Annotated in this window: 20 protein-coding genes; 8 read left to right on the forward strand and 12 right to left on the reverse strand. The window is 56.6% G+C overall.

What is annotated here, in order from left to right; genetic code table 11:
- Window positions 1-107: 107 nt before the first annotated feature.
- Window positions 108-3,230: an Ig-like domain-containing protein gene (locus F3J36_RS17955; protein WP_166720182.1), complete on the forward strand. Its 3,123-nt coding sequence runs from the start codon at window positions 108-110 to the stop codon at window positions 3,228-3,230.
- Between the two features lie 71 nt (window positions 3,231-3,301).
- Here F3J36_RS17955 and F3J36_RS17960 read toward each other — a convergent pair whose 3' ends face one another.
- Complete coding sequence (locus F3J36_RS17960; protein ID WP_058759782.1) at window positions 3,302-3,610, reverse strand: putative quinol monooxygenase; 309 nt, start codon at window positions 3,608-3,610, stop codon at window positions 3,302-3,304.
- A 36-nt stretch (window positions 3,611-3,646) separates the two neighbouring features.
- Window positions 3,647-4,228 (reverse strand): NAD(P)H-dependent oxidoreductase, encoded by a 582-nt coding sequence (locus F3J36_RS17965; protein ID WP_010618479.1) that lies wholly within the window; start codon window positions 4,226-4,228, stop codon window positions 3,647-3,649.
- 162 nt (window positions 4,229-4,390) lie between these two features.
- Between F3J36_RS17965 and F3J36_RS17970 the strand changes: the two genes are divergently transcribed.
- Window positions 4,391-5,155: a transporter substrate-binding domain-containing protein gene (locus F3J36_RS17970; protein WP_166720183.1), complete on the forward strand. Its 765-nt coding sequence runs from the start codon at window positions 4,391-4,393 to the stop codon at window positions 5,153-5,155.
- Between the two features lie 169 nt (window positions 5,156-5,324).
- On the opposite strand, the gene F3J36_RS17975 is transcribed toward F3J36_RS17970, so the two are convergent.
- The 6 genes from F3J36_RS17975 to F3J36_RS18000 all read right to left on the reverse strand — a co-directional run bounded on the left by F3J36_RS17975 (window position 5,325) and on the right by F3J36_RS18000 (window position 10,647).
- Window positions 5,325-6,188 carry a ketose-bisphosphate aldolase gene (locus F3J36_RS17975; RefSeq protein WP_021509600.1) on the reverse strand — a complete coding sequence of 288 codons (864 nt, stop codon included), beginning with the start codon at window positions 6,186-6,188 and terminating at the stop codon, window positions 5,325-5,327.
- A 109-nt stretch (window positions 6,189-6,297) separates the two neighbouring features.
- The gene (locus F3J36_RS17980) at window positions 6,298-7,149 is read right to left on the reverse strand and encodes a class II fructose-bisphosphate aldolase (RefSeq protein WP_058776532.1); all 852 of its coding nucleotides are present in this window, start codon (window positions 7,147-7,149) and stop codon (window positions 6,298-6,300) included.
- Window positions 7,150-7,158: 9 nt separating this feature from the next.
- Window positions 7,159-8,250, reverse strand: a complete 1,092-nt coding sequence (locus tag F3J36_RS17985; RefSeq protein WP_058759786.1) for a PTS fructose transporter subunit IIC — start codon at window positions 8,248-8,250, stop codon at window positions 7,159-7,161.
- 11 nt (window positions 8,251-8,261) lie between these two features.
- The gene (locus tag F3J36_RS17990) at window positions 8,262-8,576 is read right to left on the reverse strand and encodes a PTS fructose transporter subunit IIB (RefSeq protein WP_166720184.1); all 315 of its coding nucleotides are present in this window, start codon (window positions 8,574-8,576) and stop codon (window positions 8,262-8,264) included.
- 23 nt (window positions 8,577-8,599) lie between these two features.
- Complete coding sequence (locus F3J36_RS17995; RefSeq protein ID WP_010618474.1) at window positions 8,600-9,070, reverse strand: PTS sugar transporter subunit IIA; 471 nt, start codon at window positions 9,068-9,070, stop codon at window positions 8,600-8,602.
- Between the two features lie 17 nt (window positions 9,071-9,087).
- Window positions 9,088-10,647 (reverse strand): transcription antiterminator, encoded by a 1,560-nt coding sequence (locus F3J36_RS18000; RefSeq protein WP_058776535.1) that lies wholly within the window; start codon window positions 10,645-10,647, stop codon window positions 9,088-9,090.
- Window positions 10,648-11,055: 408 nt separating this feature from the next.
- On the opposite strand from F3J36_RS18000, the gene parC reads away from it, so the two are divergent.
- The 3 genes from parC (at window position 11,056) to ftsP (ending at window position 15,803) form a co-directional block, all read left to right on the forward strand.
- Window positions 11,056-13,329, forward strand: coding sequence for a DNA topoisomerase IV subunit A (parC, locus tag F3J36_RS18005; protein WP_021509596.1), 2,274 nt, complete (start codon window positions 11,056-11,058; stop codon window positions 13,327-13,329).
- Window positions 13,330-13,367: 38 nt separating this feature from the next.
- A complete protein-coding gene (locus tag F3J36_RS18010) occupies window positions 13,368-14,105 on the forward strand; it encodes a 1-acylglycerol-3-phosphate O-acyltransferase (RefSeq protein WP_166720185.1) in 738 nt (245 codons plus the stop codon).
- 270 nt (window positions 14,106-14,375) lie between these two features.
- Window positions 14,376-15,803, forward strand: coding sequence for a cell division protein FtsP (gene ftsP, locus F3J36_RS18015; RefSeq protein ID WP_031280127.1), 1,428 nt, complete (start codon window positions 14,376-14,378; stop codon window positions 15,801-15,803).
- Between the two features lie 176 nt (window positions 15,804-15,979).
- Here ftsP and dkgA read toward each other — a convergent pair whose 3' ends face one another.
- Complete coding sequence (gene dkgA, locus F3J36_RS18020) at window positions 15,980-16,807, reverse strand: 2,5-didehydrogluconate reductase DkgA (protein WP_021509593.1); 828 nt, start codon at window positions 16,805-16,807, stop codon at window positions 15,980-15,982.
- Window positions 16,808-17,012: 205 nt separating this feature from the next.
- Here dkgA and F3J36_RS18025 point away from each other — a divergent pair, with 205 nt between their 5' ends.
- Window positions 17,013-17,930 (forward strand): AraC family transcriptional regulator, encoded by a 918-nt coding sequence (locus F3J36_RS18025; protein WP_058771382.1) that lies wholly within the window; start codon window positions 17,013-17,015, stop codon window positions 17,928-17,930.
- Window positions 17,931-17,952: 22 nt separating this feature from the next.
- Here the strand turns inward: F3J36_RS18025 and F3J36_RS18030 are convergent, their stop codons facing one another.
- On the reverse strand, window positions 17,953-18,612 hold the full coding sequence (locus tag F3J36_RS18030; protein WP_021509591.1) for a DedA family protein: 660 nt from the start codon (window positions 18,610-18,612) through the stop codon (window positions 17,953-17,955).
- Window positions 18,613-18,717: 105 nt separating this feature from the next.
- Window positions 18,718-19,908: a cystathionine beta-lyase gene (metC, locus tag F3J36_RS18035; RefSeq protein WP_021509590.1), complete on the reverse strand. Its 1,191-nt coding sequence runs from the start codon at window positions 19,906-19,908 to the stop codon at window positions 18,718-18,720.
- Window positions 19,909-20,412: 504 nt separating this feature from the next.
- On the opposite strand from metC, the gene exbB reads away from it, so the two are divergent.
- Together exbB and exbD are read left to right on the forward strand one after the other, a co-directional pair.
- Window positions 20,413-21,141, forward strand: coding sequence for a tol-pal system-associated acyl-CoA thioesterase (gene exbB, locus F3J36_RS18040; RefSeq protein WP_031280126.1), 729 nt, complete (start codon window positions 20,413-20,415; stop codon window positions 21,139-21,141).
- Window positions 21,142-21,146: 5 nt separating this feature from the next.
- Window positions 21,147-21,569, forward strand: coding sequence for a TonB system transport protein ExbD (exbD, locus tag F3J36_RS18045; protein WP_021509588.1), 423 nt, complete (start codon window positions 21,147-21,149; stop codon window positions 21,567-21,569).
- Window positions 21,570-21,682: 113 nt separating this feature from the next.
- Here exbD and F3J36_RS18050 read toward each other — a convergent pair whose 3' ends face one another.
- Window positions 21,683-24,010 (reverse strand): Ig-like domain-containing protein, encoded by a 2,328-nt coding sequence (locus tag F3J36_RS18050; protein WP_166720186.1) that lies wholly within the window; start codon window positions 24,008-24,010, stop codon window positions 21,683-21,685.
- Window positions 24,011-24,018: the final 8 nt, after the last annotated feature.

Below are 24,018 nucleotides of genomic sequence, written 5' to 3' on the forward strand. Positions count from 1 at the left end.
ATCGATTAAGACGTTTCTCGTATTGTCTGCAGACATAAAAAGCGAAATTAAACCTGTATTCGGCTGGAAATCCCGAAACATTATTCAACGTAAAAGGAATACACATCATGGCTAATATTCAAGATAAATTAGAGAACGCCCGCGTTATCTCGACCAACAATCAATTTTATAATTGGATCGATAAGGAAGTAAAAAAAGCCAACGGCGGCAAGCTGGAGATTACAATCGATGGTAAAGTGCACATCGTTGATATCAGCGAGGACGGCAAATGGTCATTCGACCCAGAAACCAGCTGGTTAGACGGCACCCATGTTATTCAGCTGGTATCGATTGATAAAGCGACCAACCCGAGTGACCCGGCTATCTTCATTCTCGATATGGATACGACGCCTCCGGCGAAACCGGAAATCTGGCGTGTAATTGATAATGCGGCGGAAGATCACTATCTGACGCCGGGTGACGCTACCAGCGATAAAACGCCGGCGCTGTCCGGTGTGGCCGAGCCTGGCACGATTGTTACCCTGTACGATAACGGTGAAGAGATCGGTTCCGTCGTAGCAGACAAAATGGGTGCATGGAGCATCACGCCGGAGCTGGCAGACGGCGAGCACAAACTGACCGTGATGGCGAAAGATAAGGTTGGCCATGAAAGCCCGATTTCTGATGCTTTCAACCTGACGATTGCCGACGGTGTGGTCACTCAGGCAGTGAACGAAGCGGTATCTGAAACGCCAGCAGAATCAGCCTCTGTGGACGCGGCTGCGTTAACTGGTAAACCCGTTAAAACCATCAACACAAAAGTAATTACGATCGGCGGTACAAACGCGGAACCCAATGCATTAGTACAGATAGTAATTGATGATACAGTTTACACCACTCGTGCTGATGCCAGCGGCAAATGGCAGTTTGATTCGCCGGAGCTGAAAGAGGGTTTACACGTTGCCGGCATTCGTTATCTGGACCGCGCGGGCAACTGGGGACCATCAACTCCGCTAATCTACAATATCGACACTTCTGCGCCAGAAGCACCGCAGATTATGCGCGTGATCGATAATGAAGGCAGCGCAGATACCTATCTGACGCCAGGCAACTACACCAATGACAAAACCCCAACCCTGTACGGTGTTGCTCAGCCGGACAGCGTAGTCAAAATCTACGATATTCGCTCCAACGTGATTGGCAGCGTAAAAGCCGGTGCCGATGGCCGCTGGAGCTTTACGCCGGAACTGACCACCGACGGCACCCACGTGTTCAGCGCCAGCTACACCGATCGTTTCGGCGCCGAGAGCCCGCGTTCTGACAACTTTACGCTGACGCTCGATACCTCCGTACCGGGTACGCCAGAGCTGGCTCAGGTTTACGATGATGAAGGCCGCGTTACCGGTCCGCTGAAGTCAGGTGACATCACCGATGACAAAACCCCAACCCTGTCGGGTGTGGCGGATGCCGGTGTGATCGTGCGCGTGTGGGACGGCGACAAACTGATTGGCTCTACCGTGGCGAACAACCGTGGTCAGTGGAGTCTGGAGGTTGAGCTGGGTGAAGGTGAGCACTCGCTGGTTGTGGATTCCATCAGCAAAGGCGGCACCGTTTCTGAGAAAACCGATCCGTTCAAACTGGTTGTCGACAGCAACACGCTGCCAGCACCGGTGCTGGATGAGATGGTCGCCAACAACGGCGATGAAGAGCGCGTACTGCAGCCGGGTGATTCCACCAACGACAACACGCCAGTGCTGCGCGGTGAAGGCAACAATGGCGACATCATCTCCGTGATCGTTGATGGCGAGACGGTGGCAAGCGCAATTGTTAGAGATGGCAAGTGGGAAATTGAATTGCCAGAACTGACAGAGGGTTCACACGATATTGAACTGATCGCCAAAGATCCGGCCACCGGCAAAGAGTCACCGACCTCTGATCCTATTAACGTGATCATTGATGTTACGCCACCGGATCAGCCAAAACCACCGACGATTGTCGATAACGAAGGTGACAACACCGGTCCGGTTGAACCAGGTAAACCTATTGATGACAACCGTCCAGGCTTCGGCGGCGACGGCGGCACCCCGGGCGACAAAGTGGAAGTCATCATTGATGACGGTAAAGGTAATCCAGTGGTCATTGGTACCGGTATCGTGGGCGAAGATGGCAAGTGGGAAGTGAAACCTGAGAACCCAATCGATGACGGTAACTACGAAGTGATTATCGAAATCACCGATCCGGCTGGCAACGTGTCCAACCCATCCGATCCTATCGATCTGATCATCGACACCAAAAAGCCAGGCTCAATGGAAGGCTCGTACATACTGGAGGATAACATCGGACCTATCACCGGTGAGATCAAAGACGGCATGGTCACCGATGACAAACAGCCAACCCTGAAGGGCACGTCACCGGATTTGTCAGAGGTGATCATCTACATCGACGATCAGGAACCTGTCGTCGTCAAGGTTGAGAATGGTGAGTGGAGCTATGAGCTGCCAGAACTGGGCGAGGGTAACCATAAAGTTGAAGTACAGCCGGTGAGCCAGTCCGGTGTAAAAGGCGACAAAGAAGCCGCCATTAACTTCAACGTGGATACCACTAAGCCGGAGCTGGTTGAAGGTGGCGCTGATGCTAACTTCGAAGGCGTGTTTGCGGATAAAACCGGCACTGAAACCCATGTGCTGCCGGACACCAACGACGACACCCTGATCTTCAAAGGCAAGGGGTCAGAAGACGGTTCTATCGTGATGATTTGGGCCGACGAAGCGCGTACTGAGCTGATCGGCTCTACCGTGGTGCAAAACGGCGTGTGGCGCTATGAGTCTGACAAACTGGCAGAAGGCGATTATGCCTTTAACGTCACGATCCGCGATGCGGCCGGTAATGAACTGGTCATCGACAAAACCGTTTCGACCAACGTCGACGTCACTCCGCCGCCGCCGCCAGAGATCAACTCGATCTTCGCTGCCGGTGCCACGGATGTAGAAGGGCTGATGAGCATGTCGCTCAACGACATCATGGCGCAGGGCCAGGACTCCCTGTTCATCGACAACGGCAAGTCGCAGCTGGTGGTGAACGCTAAACAGGGCGAGGCGCTGACGCTGGAAGACATCCTGCCAGCCGGTGAAGATGCCAGCTCCTGGCAGCAGGCGGCCGGTACCGTCACCGTCGGTGGCAACGAGTACAACGTCTACAGCAACGGTGATGCGGAACTGCTGGTGCAGAACCTGCACAACGAACAGCACTGATCATTGATTAGTCGCTAAACAAAAGCCCCGGTCGCAAAACCGGGGCTTTTTTTATGCCTGCAGCGGAAAAATCAGGCGGTCGGTTCCAGCACCAGAATTTTCACGTCTACCACGTCATCTTTGATGGTGGCGCGGTGCGCATCCATGTGCGGCATCTGCTGATGCTGCTCCAGATGGCGCAGCGATTCCCACTGCTCGAGCATAAAGATCGAGTCTGGCGAGTTCTGCTTCCACGGCACCTGCGCCTGGTGATCGACCAGCGCATCGTACTGATGGCAACCCTCTTCTTCCAGCACGACAGGGATCAGTTTATTAATCGCCTCCAGCACCTCCTGACGGCGGCCCGGCTTAACGCAAATTTCTGCAACCACAGTTAACATAACGCTTCCTTCTGTTTTTTCCCGGTGTGCTTACAGTTAAGCAAAGATCTGGCTGAGATGAGTCCGATAACGTGCGATATCGCGCGGCACGTCCGGCTGTTTAATCACGTCGTTACAGATAAAGGTCGGCAGACTTTCCATACCAAGGAACTGATTGGCTTTATGGAAGTGCAGGTACAGGCCGTCCACGCCGACGCCTTCAAAGAACTGGTCGGGATCGGTAAAGGCTTCCAGCGGCGCGTTCCAGGTCAGCGACAGCATGTATTTTTTGCCCTGAATCAGGCCGCCGGAACCGTATTTTTTGCTGGCATCGCTGCGCGAACGGCCATCGCTGGCGTACAGCGCGCCGTGGCCCAGAGTAAACACCTCATCGATGTACTTTTTCACCGTCCACGGCTCGCCCATCCACCAGCCCGGCATCTGATAAATCACCACGTCGCTGTCGAGGTATTTCTGTACTTCGTCCGCCACGTTGTAGTCGCTATCGGCAACGGTTACCTGAACCTCATGGCCCAGATCGCGCAGCTGGCTGGCCGCCACTTCGGTCAGGGTATGGTTCAGCTCGCCTTTGGAATGGGCAAAGGTCTTGCCGCCGTCGATAATCAAAATCTTGCTCATGGATAATTCGCTCCGTTTCTCATAGATGCCGCCCACTCTACGCGCGCGCGCGGGGCAAAAAAATGCGTGATTGATCACAAGACTTTTGCTCTCAAAGCAATAATGCCGCTACTTATGCAACAATCCGCACGCAAACCAACATCCACTTAAAAAGAACACACCATGAAAACTGTGATACTGAGTGCCTTACTTCTGGTGGCCGGCGCGACTCAGGCGCAATCCCACCTTGATAACGTTCGCCAGAGCAAAACCCTGAAGGTCTGCACCACTGGCGATTACAAGCCTTACACCTTTCTGCGCAGCGACGGCCAGTATGAAGGGCTGGATATCAGCATGGCGCAGTCGCTGGCCGCCAGCCTCGGCGCAAAGGTGCAGTGGGTACCAACCACGTGGAAAACCCTGAGTGAGGATTTCGTGGCGAAACAGTGTGATATCGCGCTGGGCGGTGTCTCCGTGACGCTTAAACGTCAGCAGATTGCCTGGTTCGCGCAGCCGCTGGGCGTCGATGGCAAAATTCCGCTGGTGCGCTGCGCGGATAAAGCGAAGTACCAGATGGTTGAGCAGATCAACCAGCCGCAGGTGCGGGTAATCGAGCCGGCTGGTGGCACCAACGAAGCGTTTGTGCACAGTCATCTGCCGCGGGCCAGCCTGCAGCTGGCGGAGAACACCGGGATTTTCCAGCAGCTGGTGGATAACAAAGCCGACGTGATGATCACCGATGCTTCCGAAGCGCTGTTTCAGCAGCAGCACTATCCGTCGCTGTGTGCCATCAATCCGCAACAGCCGATGCAATATGGCGAGAAGGCTTACATGATTCCGCGTGATGATATGAGCTGGAAGCTGTATGTCGATCAGTGGCTGCACCTCAGCACTGCCACCGGCGAATATGCGCAGATCGCCAGACAGTGGCTGGGCGTGGTGAAGTAATCGTTAGCGATAAATCGTATTGCGACAGGCGTTACCGTCCTGTAGCGGCGCAATTTATTGCGCAATCAGCAGCAGTGCGGCGGGTGAATACGCGCGATAAAACGCGCCGCTACGGCATGGGCAACTGACATCCTGCACTTCCGTAGCGGCCATATTTATTGTTTTAACATCAACGATACAACCCGGCTTTACCTAACCCGCCGAACAGATTCATCTTGTAGCGAATCACCGCTTTCGCAGCGGCGATGGCATCCGGATAAATCACATTCGGATCCCACCAGCTCTCCCGCGCGAGGATCTCGCGCAGTCTGGCGAAATAGGCGAACTTCATGTCGCTGGAGATATTGATCTTGCCTACGCCCAGCGTCACCGCCTCGGCAATCTCCGCGTCCGGATTGGCCGAACCGCCGTGCAGCACCAGCGGAATATCTACGCGCTGCGAGATATCCTTCAGAATGTGCATCTGCAGCTCCGGTTTCATATCTTTGGGATAGATACCGTGCGCGGTGCCAATTGCCACCGCCAGCGTATCGACGCCGGTGCGCTGCACAAAATCTTCCGCCTGCGCCGGTTCGGTGTAGATCACCTTGCTCACGCCACCTTCCACTGTGGTGCCGGTATCGCCGATGGTGCCGAGTTCGCCCTCCACCGACACGCCCACCGCGTGCGCCAGCTTCACCACCTCTTTGGTCAGCGCCACGTTCTCTTCGTACGGCAGCAGCGAGCCGTCAATCATTACCGAGGTAAAGCCGCACTGAATAGCGCGCAGCACCTGCGCAATTGAAGCGCCGTGATCGAGGTGAATAGTAAACGGCACGCGGCTTTTTAAGGTGCGTTCGCGCACGTAGCCAAAAAATTCATCGGTGACAAATTCCAGTTCGCTCGGATGGATAGAAATAATGGCGGGCGTGTTGGTGGCTTCGGCTTCTTCCACCACGGCCCGGATAAAGCAGCTGTCAGCGACGTTAAATGCGCCGATGGCGAAGCGATGTTCACGGGTCGGGGCCAGCATCTCTTTCATTGAAATCAACATGTTTATGTTTCCTTAGCGTGAGTTTTACCAGAGCCGGCGCACGCGCCGACCCGATGAGGGATAAAAAGAAACAGTTGGAAATTGCGCCGCGATCGGGGCGTGCGCGCCGTCAGTAGCGGTTTGCCGACCCTGACCAGCTCAGATATTCAATAACCACTTCGCGACAGGCGGATTCCATCAGCGCCAGCACATCGGCCAGCTCGGCCTGCGGATGCTGGCGCAGCGCCTGCTGCACCGCGTGCTTACCGGCGTCGAACACCGCAGCGCCGACGTTGATCTTGGCGACGCCACAGGCGCTGACGCGGCGTATATCCTCCGCCGGGGTGCCCGAGCCGCCGTGCAGCGCCAGCGGCCGCGTCGTCACCGCGTGCAGCTGCTGCAGCCGTTCAAAGTCGATCTTCGGCTTTACGCCCGGCGGATAAAGCCCGTGCGCGGTACCGACCGAAATCGCCAGCAGATCGATGCCGGTCTGCTCAATAAACGGCAGCACGTCTTCTACCCGCGTCATCTTCACGGCGGCATCGGCCAGTTCATATGTGGGCGCATCGGCGATATGCCCCAGCTCGCCTTCAACGCACACGCCAGCGGTATGCGCCATCTTCACTACCGCTGCGGTCTGACGAATATTGTCCGCCAGCGGTTCGGCCGATGCGTCAATCATCAGCCCGGTAAAGCCGGCGCGAAACGCCTGACCAATCAGCGGAAAGGCTTTGCCGTGGTCAAGCGCCAGCGCTACCGGCACTGCGGCCTGAGCGGCCAGCGCCTGTACCAGCGGCGCCGCCACCGCCGGCGGAAAATGCGCGCTGTGTCCCTGATACACGTTGAGAATCAGCGGCGCGCGCTGCTGTTCCGCCGCCTGAATCGCCGCGCGGGCGGTTTCGAGGTTGAAGCAGTTGATCGCCAGCACCGCGTACTTGTGCTGGAAGGCGGCCTGAATCAGGTCATTCATCATGGCAAACATGCGGGCTCCTTATTCCAGAGTGAATTTGATCTCTTCATCGCGGACGCCAGGTGCTTCCACGTCATCGAACTCTTCATCCTGCTGTGTGACCGGTTTTTTCATCACCGACAGCATCACGCCGCACACCACGGTGCCGATGCCGAGCGCCAGGCAGAACAGCCACGGTTTGGTGAACAGCGGCACCACGAACATGCCACCGTGTGGCACCGGCGCTTCCACGCCCCACACCATAATCAGTCCGCCGGCCAGCGCTGAGGCCACCACGCAGCTGGCCACTACGCGCAGCAGGTCGCGTGCCGCAATCGGAATCACGCCTTCGGTAATCATGCAGATGCCCATCGGGAACGCGGCTTTCAGCGCCTCTTTCTCTGCTTTGGTGTATTTGTGGCGCGTCAGCAGATAAGAGAGGGTGATGCCGAACGGCGGAATGATGGAGCCGACAAACTTCACCGCTTCCGGACCGTAAATGCCGTCGACCAGCATGCCGTCTGCGAACAGCGACATGGTCTTATTGATCGGCCCGCCAAAGTCGAAGGTGGCCATCGCGCCGAGGATGGCGCCCATCACGAATTTGGAGCCGCCCTGCATGGACTCCAGCAGATGAATCAGCGTCTTTTGCAGCCAGACGATCGGCTGGCCGATAAAGGTCATCATCAGCAGCCCGGCGATGATGGTGCTGAGCAGCGGCAGTACCATGATCGGCATCAGCCCCTGCATCGACTGCGGCAGCCTGATCACCCGGCGCAGCAGCAGCACGGTATAGCCGACGAGGAAACCGCCCAGAATCCCGCCGATAAAGCCGGTGCCGATCTGGCCGCAGATAAAGCCGACGATCAGGCCGGGCGCAAAGCCGGGACGATCGGCAATCGAGTAGGCGATGGCGGCGCTGATCAGCGGCACAATCAGCCCCATGCCCCAGCCGCCGATCTGGTTCAGCATCCACGCAATGCTGCCGGTCTGCTTGCCGACGTCCGGCCCGCCAATCACCTGGCCGAGCGCAATGCAGATGCCGGCGGCGACGATCAGCGGGATCATCCATGAGATGCCGGTGAGCAGGTGGCCTTTGATCTCCTGGCCGTACTGACGTTTGTGATCGCTCATGATCGATCTCCTCAGGCGCGCGCCAGTGAATCCGCCACTTTTTCGAGGAATTTCACCGGTGACTTGATCACCACTTCGGTTTTCACTCGCACGATGGGTTTGCCCTGAAAGCGCTGTTCGCCGTTGATCTTGACGTCAACCGCGAGGATCACCACGTCAGCGGCGTCAATCTGCTCACGCGTCAGCGGCGTTTCAGTGCCGATGGTGCCCTGGGTTTCAACGTGGATGGTGTGGCCCAGCGCGTGAGCCCCCTTAATCAGTTTTTCGCGCGCAATGTAGGTATGCGCGATGCCTGCGGTGCAGGCCGCTACACAGACGATATTCATGTGGCACCTCAAGGTGTTGGGTGTTAACAGAGGTCGGTTTCGGCGTACTGACTAAACAGCCGAATGATATTGCCGGGGTCATTCTCCGCCAGCAGTCGGGCTATCACCTCATCATCGGCCAGCGCGCTGGCCACCTGCGACAACAGGCGAATATGGGTGGTGTTCTGATCTTCCAGCCGCACGGCGAACAGGATGATGCAGCGCACCTGGCTGCCATCCAGCGTTTCCCACGGAATGTCCTGCTGGGTGCGGCCAATGGCGAGCGTGGTTTGTTTTACCGCCGACGATTTGCCGTGCGGAATCGCGATATGGTTTTCGAAGCCGGTCGAGCCTTCCGCTTCACGCAGCCAGACATCGGCAATAAACGCGGCGCGGTCGCTGATGGCGCCGTCGCTCACCAGCAGATCGGTGAGTTCGTTGATCGCCTCTTCTTTACTGGTGGCGCTGAGCGCCAGGTTAACGCGGCGCGGCGTCAGAATGCGGGAAATGTCCATGGTTGCTCCTCATTCAATCAGTGTGCGGCCAACGCGCAGGGCGTGCCGTTGGGCAGCTGGCTGCCAATCATGGCGTCAGTGACCCGCCGGATATCGTCATCATTAAAAAAGGCGCTGACATACACGGCCGGAATGGCACCGGCGTCGAGATGGATGGTGGTAATCACCAAATCCACCGCGTGGTGCTGACAAAACGCCGCCTGATTGCTGGCTGACACCACGCCGGCAATTTCCCAGTCCGGAAAGGCGCGTAATATGCGGCTCTTTAGCAGGTGTGAGGTACCCACGCCGCTGGAGCACACCACCAGGATGCGTTTGTGGGCGATCTGCCGCTCCAGTGCCGCCTGGAAATGGACGCACAAATAACCAATTTCATCCTCAGCCACCGGCGACAGGGCGAAGGTGCGCGCGGTCAGCTGCATTGCCTGCTGGGTCAGAGAAAATATCTCTTTCATTTCCTGTTTAATATCATCCAGCAGCGGATTGCGAATATGAATGTGATATTTAAGCCGGTTTAATAATGGCTTTATATGCACCAGTAAACCGTCAAATAATAAACGGTCCTGAGATAAGTCCTGCTGAATAAACGCCGAGAAACGATCAATTAATTCGCAGGTTATTTTAACCGACTCGGCAGTGGAAAATTGATTATGCAGCGTCACCTGATCGCCACGCTCTTCCACCACAATGCCGGAGGAGACGATATATTGATAAATAAAACCGACTTCATCGGCCGGCAATGCACAGCCGATGCGCTGCTCAATGCGCGCCACCATCTGCCGGGCAATGGTGAGAATCGATTGATCGAGATCGTGCGCGGTGGTGAGAATGTCCAGCGCCAGCGCGTTGCCCTGCGCCATGCGGTGCATCATGATCAGGATGTGCGTGCACAGATTGAGATACCAGGCATCGCCCAGCGGATAACTCAGCTGCTGCTCCATCTGTTGCAGCAGCGTCTGCACAAAGGCCACATCCTCTTCGCCAAAATAGTGCACCAGCGCCTGCTGGCTGCCGGGATCGAGCCGCGGCAGCAGCGGCGTACCGGCGACCTGTTGCTGCATCACATCGTTGATCAGCGACACCATCGCCTGACGCAGCGCCTGCTCATGGCCCTCTATGTGCGTGCCGCCCGGGCCGCGCTGCAGCGTTAATCCCAGCGGCTGCAGCCACTCTTCTATCACTTTCAGGTCGTTCACAATCGAGGCGTGGCTGATAAAGTAGCGCTCGGACAGCTTGCTGATTGACGTAGCACGCGGCGCATCGCTCAGTAGCTGGGAGGCGATTTTTATCCGCCGGCTGTTATGACTGAGCGCGTCGCCGGCCTCGTCGCCGTTCAGCTGCTGCTCCAGCTGCAAACGCTGCTGCATATCCTCAACCCGCAGCCGCACGCCGCGGCCAGGGGTTTTCTCCAGTGTCAGCGCCCAGTTGCTGAGCCAGCTCTCCAGCCACTGCAGGTCGCGCTGAATGGTCTTCCCGGAGACGCCGAGCTGTAACGCCAGCTGACCAATCGGCTGCGGCGCCGCCTGTTGCAACAGCAATTTCACTAACCGGTGTTGTCGCGAAGTCAGTATTTGCATTCGGTCACCCTTTATTTTGGTAAAACCTAATGGGATTTTTCCTTGTGGCATTTATTTCAGTGCCAGCAAGCCGTCGCGAAAAAGGTGTGTCTTATGGAGTATGAATTTAGGAAAGGATGGCGGCAGCAACAATACTAAATGTTGTCCCGTCAGGCGGACAGCATTAATACACCGCGTTGACGGGAAATTAAATGCGAGTCTGCTCACACAATAACGCGCTAAATAAGTGTGATGATGCTCCCAATCCTTTTTATTTTTCCAACCGGCGTCACGTTATTTAAAGCCGGGAGATTCTTTCCGTCCTCAACGGCTTCCCTGTGACTAAATCCCACGAATAAGGTACTATCCTCGCCAAATGACCGCCGGATGACCCGCCGTTGCGGGCCACGAAGTGAGGATGCCAGCTTAATGAGTGAAATGACACAGGATGGCGCAGAGCGTCTTGCCCTGCACAAGTTTACTGAAAACGCGTACCTGAACTACTCCATGTACGTGATCATGGACCGTGCGCTGCCGTACATCGGTGACGGTCTCAAGCCGGTGCAGCGCCGCATTGTTTATGCCATGTCCGAGCTGGGGCTTAACGCCAGCGCAAAATTCAAGAAATCGGCGCGTACCGTGGGTGACGTGCTGGGTAAATACCATCCGCACGGCGACAGCGCCTGCTACGAAGCGATGGTGCTGATGGCGCAGCCGTTCTCCTACCGTTATCCGCTGGTGGATGGTCAGGGCAACTGGGGTGCGCCGGACGATCCGAAATCCTTTGCGGCGATGCGTTACACCGAATCGCGCCTGTCGAAATATGCCGAAGTGCTGCTCAGCGAACTGGGGCAGGGCACGGTGGATTACATCCCCAACTTCGACGGCACGCTGCAGGAGCCGAAAATGCTGCCGGCGCGCCTGCCGAACATCCTGCTCAACGGCACCACCGGCATCGCCGTGGGTATGGCGACCGATATTCCGCCGCACAACCTGCGCGAAGTGGCCGAAGCCGCGGTGCGCCTGATCGACAAGCCCAACACCACGCTGGATGAGCTGCTGGAGATCGTGCAGGGGCCGGACTTCCCGACCGAAGCCGAGATCATCACGCCGCGCGACGAGATCCGCAAGATCTACCAGAACGGCCGTGGTTCGATCCGCCAGCGTGCGGTGTGGAAAAAAGAGGACGGCGAGGTGGTGATCACCGCGCTGCCGCACCAGGTGTCGGGCGCGCGCGTGCTGGAGCAGATCGCCAGCCAGATGCGCAATAAAAAGCTGCCGATGGTGGAGGATCTGCGCGATGAATCGGATCACGAAAACCCGACGCGGCTGGTGATTGTGCCGCGCTCCAACCGGGTGGATCTCGATCAGGTAATGAACCACCTGTTTGCCACCACCGATCTGGAGAAGAGCTATCGCGTTAACCTCAACATGATCGGGCTGGATAACCGTCCGGCGGTGAAAAACCTGCTGGAGATCCTCTCGGAATGGCTGGTGTACCGCCGCGATACCGTGACACGCCGTCTCAATCATCGTCTGGAACGCGTGCTGCGTCGTCTGCATATCCTCGAAGGTTTGCTGGTGGCGTTCCTTAATATTGATGAGGTGATTCACATCATCCGCAGCGAGGATGAGCCGAAGCCAGTGCTGATGTCGCGCTTTGACATCAGCGAAACCCAGGCCGAAGCGATTCTGGAACTGAAACTGCGCCATCTCGCCAAACTGGAAGAGATGAAGATTCGCGGTGAACAGGCCGAGCTGGAAAAAGAGCGCGATCAGCTGCAGGCGATCCTCGCCTCCGATCGCAAAATGAGTAACCTGCTGAAGAAAGAACTGCTGGCGGATAGCCAGACCTACGGCGACGATCGCCGTTCACCGCTGCACGAACGTGAAGAAGCGAAAGCGCTGAGCGAGAACGAGCTGGTGAGCGCTGAGCCGGTCACCATTGTGCTGTCGCAGATGGGCTGGGTGCGCAGCGCCAAAGGTCACGATATCGATCCGGCAGGATTAAGCTACAAAGCGGGCGACAGCTACCGTGCCGCCGCGCGCGGCAAGAGCAACCAGCCGGTGGCGTTTATTGACTCCACCGGCCGCAGCTATACGCTGGATCCGACCTCGCTGCCGTCGGCGCGCGGGCAGGGAGAGCCGCTCACCGGCAAGCTGACGCCACCGCCGGGTGCGGTGATTGAGCAGGTGCTGATGGAAGCGGACGATCAGAAGCTGCTGATGGCCTCCGACGCCGGCTACGGCTTCATCTGTACCTTTGCCGATCTGGTGTCGCGCAACCGCGCCGGTAAAGCGCTGCTGACGCTGCCGGAAAACGCCAAAGTGATGACGCCGCTGGCGGTGCACTCTGGCGACGACATGCTGCTGGCCATCACTCAGGCCGGCCGTATGCTGATGTTCCCGGTGGCCGATCTGCCGCAGATGTCGAAAGGCAAGGGCAACAAGATTATCTCGATTCCGTCCGCGGATGCCGCCGCGGGCGTGGACAAGCTGCAGTGGCTGCTGATTCTGCCGCCGGGCAGTTCCATTACTATCTATGTCGGCAAGCGTAAGCTGATCATGCGTGATGAAGATCTGCAGAAAGTGCGTGCTGAGCGCGGCCGTCGCGGTAGCGTATCGCGCGGACTGCAGCGGATCGATAGCGTGGAAGTGAATGCGCCAGCGCGGCCAAAAAGTGACGCGAATAGCGAAGAGTAAGACTGAAAAGGCGAAGGACTGCCACATTTGAGGAAGCTATGTTACTAATTTTACGCACGTTGATCGTTGTGATTTATTCGATTCTGGTTTGTGTGTTTGGCAGCATCTGGTGTCTGTTTTCACCGCGTAATCCGCGCCACGTGGCGACCTTTGGTCACATGTTTGGTCGTCTGTCGACGGTGTTTGGCGTCAAAGTCGAACTGCGTAAACCGGTGGACGCTGAAAGCTACGGTAACGCGATTTACATCGCTAACCATCAGAACAACTACGACATGATCACCGCCGCCAATATTGTGCAGCCGACCACGGTCACAGTGGGCAAGAAAAGCCTGCTGTGGATCCCGTTCTTCGGCCAGCTCTACTGGCTGACCGGTAACCTGCTGATTGACCGCGATAACCGCGCCAAAGCGCACGGCACCATCGGCGAGCTGGTGGCGCAGTTTAAAAAGAAGAAAATTTCCTTCTGGATGTTCCCGGAAGGGACGCGTAGCCGCGGACGCGGTCTGCTGCCGTTCAAGACCGGCGCCTTCCATGCGGCGGTGGCGGCGGGCGTGCCGATCATCCCTGTAGTGGTCTCTAACACCCACGGCAAAATCAAACTGAATCGCTGGAACAATGGCTTAGTGATCGTGGAAATGCTGCCGCCAGTGGATACCACGCAGTTTGAAACCACGTCGGTACGTAAACTGGCGACCCACTGCCGTGAATTAATGTCTGCTAAGCTGGAAGAGTTGAACGCTGAAGTCGCCGAACGCGAAAAAAACGGTAAAATCTAGCCGGCAAAAAAATGGCTCACCCGCAGCGCGCTATGGCTCGAGCTGTCGGGTGCGCTTTGATGCGTGACGGGCCCCGCTGTTTGTAGGGTGCGCATTCATGCGCACCGGGTTCCGCCGTTTGCAGGATGCGCATTCATGCGCACCGGGTCCCGGATGCGCACTGACCTGACCCGGACACACAGCCGCGCCTTTCGGGCGCTTCACAACACGATTAAAAATAACAACATGGACACGGCGTCTTCACGCCACGCTCAAAAGGTCTGAAGTTTTATGTCTTGCAGCAGACGTCAGTTTATTCAGCTTTCTGCCGGTATGGCGCTGGCTTCCAGCGTTATGCCTTACGCCGCCCGCGCCGCCGCGCCATTGGGCGATGTACCTTTGCCGGTGCCGCCGCTGATTGAATCACGCCGCGGTCAGCCGCTGTTCCTTACGCTGCAGCGCAGCCACTGGTCCTTCAACGGCAACAGCAACAAAGTGCCGGTATGGGGCATTAACGGCCTGTACCTTGGCCCGACGGTGCGCGTTTACAGCGGCGATGATGTCAAACTGATCTACAGCAACCGCCTCAATGAACCGGTGGCGATGACCGTCAGCGGTTTGCAGGTGCCGGGCGCGCTGATGGGCGGTGCGCCGCGCATGATGTCCGCTGGCGTAGACTGGGCTCCGGTGCTGCCGATTCGTCAGGGCGCGGCCACGCTGTGGTATCACGCCAACACGCCGAATCGCATGGCGCCGCACGTCTATAACGGCCTGGCGGGGATGTGGCTGATCGAAGATGACATCAGCAAAGCGCTGCCGCTGCCGAAGCATTACGGCGTCGATGATTTCCCGCTGATTATTCAGGACAAGCGCCTCGATAACTTTGCCACGCCGGTTTATAACCCACCGTCGGACGGCGGGTTCCTCGGCGATACGCTGCTGGTTAACGGCGTGCAAAACCCGTATGTCGAAGTGTCACGCGGCTGGGTACGTTTGCGCCTGCTGAATGCGGCCAATGCGCGCCGTTTCGATCTCAGCTTTAGCGATAACCGGCCGTTTACGGTGATCGCCAGCGATCAGGGCTTCCTGCCCGCGCCGGTAGCGGTGCAAACGCTGTCGCTCGCACCGGGCGAACGCCGCGAAGTGCTGGTGGATATGTCGCAGGGCGATGAAGTGTCGATCACCGCAGGCACGGCGGCAGGTATTATGGATCGTCTGCGCGGGCTTTTTGAGCCGTCATCGATTCTGACCAATACGCTGGTGCTGACGCTGCGCCCGACCGGCCTGCTGCCGCTGGTGACCGACAACCTGCCGATGCGCCTGCTGGCGGATCAGATTCTGGATGGCGTGGCGGTGCGCACGCGCGAATTCCGCCTCGGCGATGGCACGCCGGGCATTAACGGTGTGCTGTGGGACATGAATCGCATCGATACGACGGTTCAGCAGGGCACCTTTGAGCGCTGGATCATTCACGCCGACCGTCCGCAGTCGCTGCATATTCAGGGCGTGATGTTCCTGATTAAGAGCGTCAACGGCGCGCAGTCGATGGGAGAAGATCGCGGCTGGAAAGATACGGTCTGGGTGGATGGCGATGTCGAACTGCTGGTGAGTTTCCCGCAGAGTTCGTCAGAACATTTCCCGTTTGTCTATTACAGCCAGACGCTGGAGCTCGCCGACCGCGGCACCGCAGGGCAGATGGTGGTGAATCCGGTCGGGTGAGGAGTGTTGCTGTTCCCTCACCCTAACCCTCTCCCGCGCGCGGGAGAGGGAACCGTTTTGTGCCGTATTACCCACAGGCACACCGCTTCAGATTCGCGCGGACATCTCCCTCTCCCGCGTGCGGGAGAGGGCCGGGGTGAGGGGGCAAACCGCACCATTCATCTACGAGCCCCACGTCACCCATTAAACTCTTCCGGATCCGGTCCCAGCCGCTTGCCTTTATCCAGCTTCGCGATCTCGCTCACTTCTGACTTATCCAGCCGGAAATCAAACACCTGGAAGTTCTCCTGAATGCGCGCCGGCGTTACCGACTTCGGAATCACCACCAGGCCGCTGTCCAGATGCCAGCGAATCACAATCTGCGCCGGCGTCTTGCTGTACTTCTTCGCCAGCTCGCGAATGATCTCCTGATCAAACACGCCTTCACCGCCCTGCGCCAGCGGGCTCCACGACTCGGTCTGAATCTGATGCAGTGCATTCCACGCATGCAGCGTGCGCTGTTGCAGCATCGGATGCAGTTCAATCTGATTCACCACCGGCGACACGCCGGTTTCATCAATCAGCCGCTTGAGGTGCGCTTCATGGAAGTTGCACACGCCGATGCTTTTCGCCAGGCCCTGCTGTTGCAATTCCACCATTTTCTTCCACGCATCAACGTAGTGGTCTTTCTGCGGACACGGCCAGTGCATCAGATAGAGATCCACCTGCTCCAGCTGCAGCTTCTTCAGGCTGGTCTCCATCGCCTGCTCAACGTTCTGCTGGTCATCATTCCACAATTTGGTGGTGATAAAGATCTCATCGCGCGCCACGTCGGTTTCCTGCAGCGCCTGGCCAATCGCCTCTTCATTTTTATACGCGGCGGCGGTATCGATGGAGCGATAGCCGACCTTCAGCGCTTCCAGCACCGCGTTGCGCGCTTCATCAATGCTGGCCTGCCAGACGCCAAGGCCGAGTTGCGGCATCATGTTGCCGTCGTGCAGTTTAATCCGGGGTTGCTCTGCCATAGTGACTCCTTATCGGTTGCAGTGACTTACCGTAGAAACGATCTGCTTAAGTCTAGTCAACAAACCTGACCTGAGGATCATTGTGGCAACCGAACGGCACTTTCGCCCGGTGCAATCCTGCAAAAATCTTGCCTGATTCTCCAGCTGTCTGGAGCTTTATGCAGCAATACGGCACACTGCGTTTTTTGCTGCCCGAGAGAGTGCCATGCCGAACGATGCCCTTTGCCGCCAGCTGGCGCAGCGCGTGATCACGCTGATGCGCGAGCCACAAAAGCCGCTGTGTGCTGTGGAAAACGTACGGTTGATCTACGCTGAGGAACCGCTGCCGCGCACGCCGATGTTGTATCCGGCGGGCATCGTGATCCTGTTTCAGGGACACAAAACCGGCTACCTCGGCAGCACGGTGTTTCGCTACGACGCCACCAAATATCTGATGCTCACGGTTACGCTGCCAGTGGAGTGCGAAACTGACGCCACGCCGCAGCAGCCGCTGGCCGGCATGAGCCTCACCGTGGATCCGGCCAGTTTGCAGGATCTGCTGTTAAGCATTGGCGATGACGAGCAGTTTCAGCCGCAGCCGCAAACCTCCGGCATTCACTCTGCGTTTCTTAGCGAGGAGATGCTGTGCGCCGCGGAACGGCTGCTGGATGTGATGGATAAACCGCGTGATGCCCGCGTGCTCGGCCCGCAGCTGGTGCGTGAAATCATCTATTACGTACTGACCGGGCCGATTGGCGGCGCGCTGCTGTCGCTGGTCAATCGCCAGACGCAGTTCAGCCAGGTGGCCCGGGCGCTGCGCCGCATCGAGAACCACTTTGCCGAAAGCCTGAGCGTGGAAATGCTGGCGGCGGAGGTCAACATGAGCGTCTCGGCGTTTCACCATAACTTTAAGGCGGTGACCCAGACCTCGCCGCTGCAGTATCTCAAGCGTTACCGGCTGCATCAGGCGCGGTTAATGATGCTGCAGGATGGGCTGAAGGCCAGCGCCGCCGCCGTGCGCGTCGGCTATGAAAGCCCGTCACAGTTTTCGCGGGAGTTTAAACGGTACTTTGGCGTGACGCCGGGAGAAGAGGCGAGCCGCGCGCGCCAGACCGGGGCGCTGCAGCCGTTTGACGCCGCCTGAAGCGGCGGCGCTTTACAGAGGCTCAGGCTTTCTGGCGCCGCTTTTTCCAGATCACCACAATGCTGCCGCCGAGGCCGAGAAACAGCAGCACAATAGGCAGCACCATCAGGATCGCCATCACCTGATCTTCGTGGCGCTTGATAAACGGCACCTGGCTGATGCCGTAGCCCATCGCCACTACAATCCCGACCCACAGCGCGCCGCTCAGCCAGTTGAAGAACTGAAAACGCCCGTTCTGCAAACCCGAAATGCCCGCCATGGTCGGCAGCAGCGTGCGCACGAAGGCCAGAAAGCGGCCAACCAGCAGTGCCATCAGGCCGTGGCGGTTGAACAGGTGCCAGGCGCGCTGATGGTACTGTGCTGGCAAATGCATCAGCCAGCTTTTGACGATTTTAGTATTACCAAGCCAGCGCCCCTGCAGATAGCTCAGCCAGCAGCCGAGGCTGGCGGCGGTGGTCAGAATCACCATGGTCGGCACAAAATCCATCACGCCTTTGGCGATCATCGCCCCTGCCAGCAGCAGCAGGCTGTCGCCGGGCAGGAACGAGGCAGGCAGCAAACCGTTTTCCAGGAACAGCGTCAGAAACATCACGCCGTAGACAATCCACACTACATCCGGATTGGCCAGCGCGGCAAAATCCTGATGCCACAGCGCCTGGACAATCTCATGTAAAACACCCATCAGCTATCCCATCGAGTCACAAGGCTTGTATTTTAACCGTCCGGGACGGCGTAATCGTTGATCTCCGCTACGCCGCACCGGATGGTTTAAGTTTGGTTTATCTTTTTACGCTTTCAGGCGGGCAAAACCGGCTTTCAGGTCATCCAGCAGATCGTCAACGTGCTCGAGACCGATATGCAGACGCACCAGCGTGCCGTCAAAATCCACGCCGCCCGCCGGACGAATTGCCGCCAGCTCTTCCGGCTGGTTCGCCAGAATCAGCGATTCAAAGCCGCCCCACGAGTAAGCCATACTGAAATGGTGGAAGCGATCGAGATAATTTGCCAGCTGCGCCGGGGTGAGTTTTTCATGCAGGATGAATGAGAACAGCCCGCTGCTGCCGCTGAAGTCGCGCCGCCAGAACTCGTGGCCTTTGCACTGTGCCAGCGCCGGATGGTTGACGCGCGCCACTTCCGGCTGCGCCGCCAGCCACTCGGCCACGCGCAGGCCGCTCTCTTCGTGCTGACGCAGACGCGTAGCCAGCGTACGCAGGCCGCGGCTGGCCATGTACGCGGTGTCCGCATCAACCATCTGGCCCATCAGGTAGGAGTTTTCGCGCAGCTGCGCCCAGCAGCGTTCGTTGGCCACCGCAGTGCCGATCATCGCATCGCTGTGGCCGATGATGTATTTGGTGCCGGCCTGAATCGAAATGTCGATGCCATGCTCCAGCGCGTTAAACAGCACGCCCGCCGCCCAGGTATTATCAATCATGATCACCGCATCTGGCGCTTTGGCGCGCACCGCCGCGACAATCGCCGGAATATCCTGCACTTCCATGGTGATGGAAGCCGGTGATTCGAGGAACACCACGCGGGTGTTCGGCTGCACCAGTTCGCCGATTTCACTGCCGATGCAGTGATCGAACCAGGTGGTGGTGACGTTAAGCTTCGCGAGAATTTTGGTGCAGAAATCCTGGGTGGGTTCGTACACCGCGCCGCTGACCAGAATATGATCGCCGCTGGTGACAAATGCGAGGATGGCATTGGCGACCGCGGCCGCACCGCACGGATAGAGCACGCAGCCGGCGCCGCCTTCCAGTTCGGTCATCGCATCCTGGAAGGAAAAATGGGTGAGGGTGCCGCGCCGGCCATAAAACAGTTCACCGCTGGCGCGTCCGGCGGTGGCGCGTTGTTTGTCCGCGACGGAGTCAAAAACCAGTGAGGATGCGCGCTGAATGACGCTGTTAACCGAGCCCTGAGTGTAACGTTTGCTGCGTCCCGCGGTGACAAGCCGGGTATCAATTTTTTTCGTTGCCATCACTGCCTTTCCTGACACGTCTCACAAAGCATCCAACTTACCACGAATCGCGGCGCGGGGTTGAGCCCGTTTGCCGAATATCAGAGTGACGCCAGCACAATCGCGGAAAGAGGCTGTTTGCGGCTTTTATTACGCGGCGGAAAAGCAAAGACGCGGCGGAAAAGCAAAGACGCGGCGGAAAAGCAAAGCGCAATAAATTGCGCCGCTACGACCCGTGCGGGATGTTCGTCCGCGCCAGTTGCACCAGTCCGCAAACCGCACTAAACCGTAGCGGCGCGATTTATCGCGCAACCGTGCCTGTTGCTCCATTCCGCAAAGCGCACCCAACCGTAGCGGCGCGATTTATCGCGCTAAACATTGCGCCGCATCAATTCAGCGGGTTACAGCTTTGTAAATAGTAATGAGAACCACTATCACTTCGGTCGGTTTTTTTGCTATGATCCGCGCTTCAATCGTGAACGGTGCAACAGAAGTCGGAGACGCAGCGTGGTAGCCAGTGACTTGATGCAAACGGACCTCTCCGTTTGGGGCATGTATCAGCATGCCGATATCGTGGTAAAAATTGTGATGATCGGCCTGTTGCTGGCCTCGGTCGTTACCTGGGCGATTTTCTTTGGCAAATACGCAGAGCTGAGCGGGGCGAAACGTCGCCTGAAGCGTGAACAGCTGGCGCTGGGCGAAGCGCGCTCACTGAATGACGCGTATCGCGCTGCCGAAAACTTCAAAGCCAACAGCCACAGTGCTGTGCTGCTCGCCGACACGCGTAACGAACTGGAACTCTCTGCCGGCAGCGAAGACCTCGACGGCATCAAAGAGCGCACCAGCTTCCGCCTTGAACGTCGCGTCGCGGGCTTCAGCCGCCATGCCGGTCGCGGTAACGGCTTCCTCGCCACCATCGGTTCCGTTGCCCCGTTTATCGGTCTGTTCGGCACCGTGTGGGGCATCATGAACAGCTTTATCGGTATCGCTAAAACCCAGACCACCAACCTCGCGGTGGTGGCACCGGGCATCGCGGAAGCGCTGCTGGCGACGGCGATTGGCCTGGTGGCGGCAATTCCGGCGGTGGTGATCTACAACGTCTTCGCCCGCATGATTGCCAGCTACAAAGCCTCACTGGGCGACGTAGCGGCGCAGGTGCTGCTGCTGCAAAGCCGCGATCTGGACCTCGGCAACGTCGATACCGCAAAAGAAGTTAACCGTCCGGCGGCGGCCCAGAAACTGCGCGTAGGATAAGTATTATGGCGATGCGTTTAAACGATGATGCGGTCGGCGATGGCGAAATGCACGAAATCAACGTGACGCCGTTTATCGACGTCATGCTGGTGCTGCTGATCATCTTTATGGTCGCCGCGCCGCTCGCCACGGTGGATGTGCGCGTCAATCTGCCTGCTTCCACCAGCGCGCCGCAGCCGCGTCCGGAGAAGCCAGTTTATCTGTCGATCAAAGCGGATAAGCAGATTTACATCGGTAACGATGCGGTGACCAAAGAGACGCTGGTGAACGCGCTCACCGCGCAAACCGAAGGCAATAAAGAGACCACCATCTTCTTCCAGGCGGACAAATCAGTCGATTATGAAACGCTGATGTCGGTGATGGATCAGCTGCGTGAAGCGGGTTATCTGAAGATTGGTTTGATGGGCATGGAGACGGTGAAGAAATAGTTTCACCGGCGTAAACCCAGCCAGCTTATCTGTAGGGTCGTCATTTATGACGACCTTTTTTATTGTGGCGGCCGGAGCAGGCCGCCATGTCACGATGCGGTGGCGAACCGCAGTTAAACCAGATTCACCGTTACGCCATCCTGCACCAGCAGTTCGGCATCGCCGTGGCTGAACACGTGGTACTGGTTGCCGGCGATGGTCACGGTGCCGGTTTGCTCGGTCCAGGTGGTTATTTGTTCATTTTCCGGCAAAATATCTTTAAGCATAACGGATTTATCTTTTACACCTTCAATCATCAATTGAATTTTTGTATCATCAACAAAGAAACTTTCAATGCCATATTTTAAAATATCCTCAATTGTTATCTCAGTTCTCTCCTCGTTTAAAATTAAAATGCCAGGCTCATCGTGAATTAAAGCTCTGTTGTTATCACCTGATGATATCAGGTTCTTTTCATCAACCTTGGTGTAACTGATATCATCTATATTTATTCCGGAACTATCACTGTTGCTTTCAATTACAATTTTACTTATGAAGTTTTGGGCAGCTTTGAACGAAAATAGTTTCCATCCTGCCTGAATTACTTGAATGGTTTCAATAATGTTTCCAAAATTATCATAGGTGGAAATATTTGTCTTGTTATCCAAACCAAGCAAGCGAAGAGAGGCGTCACTCGCCAAACCATCAAATTCAATTGTAATTTTTCCGCTATAGCTATAGCCATTTTGCCCTACTTTTAAGTGAACGGAACCATGATCATTTAATATTTGAGTATAAACGCTTTTATCAAATAAGATATTTGCACCGTTGATCTTGAGTGGGCCGTCAAAAATGCCAGTTTTGAATCCTGAAAAATTTTCTGTTATGGTTTTCTTTTCAAATATTTCATAGATGTTCAAATCAAAATTGCTGCTCCACTTGTCGCTATTATCTGAACCTACCTTGATTTCCCATTGTCCTATTGTTAAATCATTAGGAGGCGTGAAATCCCAATGTCCTTTATCATTCACGAGAATAGTTGTTGTAATGATTTCTTCAGTCTCCTTGTTACTAATTTCAAGTTTCACGACTGAATTCGCTTCAGCGCTCCCCTTAATTTGTGGTTTAGTATCATCGGTTTTATCACCTGATTTTAAGATGCCGGTGCTTAAGCCTACATCATCATAGACTTCGTCAATGGTTGGCAGTGTATTGTTTTCTGAGATGATGTTTAATTTAAAAGGTTTGCCATTTATATCATTCCCCACGGATGAGCCAGCCTGAAACTCATAGATACCAACAGGTAAACGATCAGTTTCGTACTGCCACCGCCCATCTGCTCCAGCAGTAACGCTGTCCAATAAATCCCATGTACCTAACACGTTGCGATAATGAATATATACAACACTGTTAGATTCAGCGTGGCCGTGCAGGTTTGGCGTGCGGTCGTCGGTGATGGCACCGTTACCGAGCATACCAGTGTACGGGCCGAAGTCATCATAAGCGTGCGTGATCTCGGTTCTTGCGGTGGGATCAAGATCGATATCCAGCTTGAATTCGTCGGTCCAGCCGCTGCCTGCGTTGGCACGGAACTCCCAGTTTCCGGCACCCAGCGCCGGATTCGGTGTCCAGCTCCAGCTGGTGCCGTTCATTACGGCATTACCGCCATCAACCCATTCACCCTGAGCATTGCGGTACTGAATCCGCACCACACTGCCTGCTGGCGCGCTACCACGCAGCTCTGGCGTGGTATCATCGGTGATGCCATCGCTCTTCAATGATCCGGTCACGCTGCCGACGTTATCGACGGCATCAATAATTTTCGCCACGCCGCCTGGATCAACCGGCACTTCGCCGTCTTTACCAATAATAATTGTGAACTCATCCGACGGCTCACCCTCACGCACCTTATCCGCAAAGGTTTCACTCGCCACCAGCGTCAAATCATGCTGGCCGTCCGTAAGGTCAATCTCCGGCTCGATCTTCCACATCCCGGTATTGTCATCCGCCTTCGCGCTGCCGATAACCGTATCGCCTTCCTTCAGGTAAACAATCACGCCTTTCTCCGCGATGCCGGTCAGGGTCGGACGGCGGTCGTCGGTGATTCTGCCTGAATCGAAACTGCCGGTGATGTCGCCCTGATCGTCATACATGTTCAGCAGCGTCGGTGCTGCCGGTGGCGTGGTATCAACAATCAGCGTACGCAGGCTGGGTGTACTAACGTTGCCGGCCTTATCCACCGACTGGAAAGACATGTTGTAGTAACCATCCTCCAGCGGTGTGGAAGGTGTCCAGCTCCAGTAACCGTTGGCAGGGTTGATATCAACCGAAAAGGTCTCTTTGCCGACGGTAATCAGCATGGTACCGCCCTTACCAATTTCTGAATTTGCATAGCCATGAAACATGGGGGTGTTGGTGTCGCGCTCGAGGTATTTCACCTCTTCGTAATTGAACAATTCCATGGAAAATA

Source organism: Pantoea sp. Cy-640 (assembly GCF_011752635.1).
Classification (GTDB): Bacteria; Pseudomonadota; Gammaproteobacteria; order Enterobacterales; family Enterobacteriaceae; genus Pantoea; species Pantoea dispersa.

Coding starts and splice junctions, on each gene's coding strand:
- F3J36_RS18050 (WP_166720186.1), bottom strand. CDS start 24,010: ATGGAATTGTTCAATTACGAAGAGGTGAAATACCTCGAGCGCGACACC.
- F3J36_RS17980 (WP_058776532.1), bottom strand. CDS start 7,149: ATGTTTGCCATGATGAATGACCTGATTCAGGCCGCCTTCCAGCACAAG.
- F3J36_RS17955 (WP_166720182.1), top strand. CDS start 108: ATGGCTAATATTCAAGATAAATTAGAGAACGCCCGCGTTATCTCGACC.
- F3J36_RS18030 (WP_021509591.1), bottom strand. CDS start 18,612: ATGGGTGTTTTACATGAGATTGTCCAGGCGCTGTGGCATCAGGATTTT.
- dkgA (WP_021509593.1), bottom strand. CDS start 16,807: ATGGCAGAGCAACCCCGGATTAAACTGCACGACGGCAACATGATGCCG.
- F3J36_RS18000 (WP_058776535.1), bottom strand. CDS start 10,647: ATGCAAATACTGACTTCGCGACAACACCGGTTAGTGAAATTGCTGTTG.
- F3J36_RS17995 (WP_010618474.1), bottom strand. CDS start 9,070: ATGGACATTTCCCGCATTCTGACGCCGCGCCGCGTTAACCTGGCGCTC.
- parC (WP_021509596.1), top strand. CDS start 11,056: ATGAGTGAAATGACACAGGATGGCGCAGAGCGTCTTGCCCTGCACAAG.
- metC (WP_021509590.1), bottom strand. CDS start 19,908: ATGGCAACGAAAAAAATTGATACCCGGCTTGTCACCGCGGGACGCAGC.
- F3J36_RS17990 (WP_166720184.1), bottom strand. CDS start 8,576: ATGAATATCGTCTGTGTAGCGGCCTGCACCGCAGGCATCGCGCATACC.
- exbD (WP_021509588.1), top strand. CDS start 21,147: ATGGCGATGCGTTTAAACGATGATGCGGTCGGCGATGGCGAAATGCAC.
- ftsP (WP_031280127.1), top strand. CDS start 14,376: ATGTCTTGCAGCAGACGTCAGTTTATTCAGCTTTCTGCCGGTATGGCG.
- F3J36_RS17970 (WP_166720183.1), top strand. CDS start 4,391: ATGAAAACTGTGATACTGAGTGCCTTACTTCTGGTGGCCGGCGCGACT.
- F3J36_RS18025 (WP_058771382.1), top strand. CDS start 17,013: ATGCCGAACGATGCCCTTTGCCGCCAGCTGGCGCAGCGCGTGATCACG.
- F3J36_RS18010 (WP_166720185.1), top strand. CDS start 13,368: ATGTTACTAATTTTACGCACGTTGATCGTTGTGATTTATTCGATTCTG.
- F3J36_RS17975 (WP_021509600.1), bottom strand. CDS start 6,188: ATGTTGATTTCAATGAAAGAGATGCTGGCCCCGACCCGTGAACATCGC.
- F3J36_RS17985 (WP_058759786.1), bottom strand. CDS start 8,250: ATGAGCGATCACAAACGTCAGTACGGCCAGGAGATCAAAGGCCACCTG.
- F3J36_RS17965 (WP_010618479.1), bottom strand. CDS start 4,228: ATGAGCAAGATTTTGATTATCGACGGCGGCAAGACCTTTGCCCATTCC.
- exbB (WP_031280126.1), top strand. CDS start 20,413: ATGCAAACGGACCTCTCCGTTTGGGGCATGTATCAGCATGCCGATATC.
- F3J36_RS17960 (WP_058759782.1), bottom strand. CDS start 3,610: ATGTTAACTGTGGTTGCAGAAATTTGCGTTAAGCCGGGCCGCCGTCAG.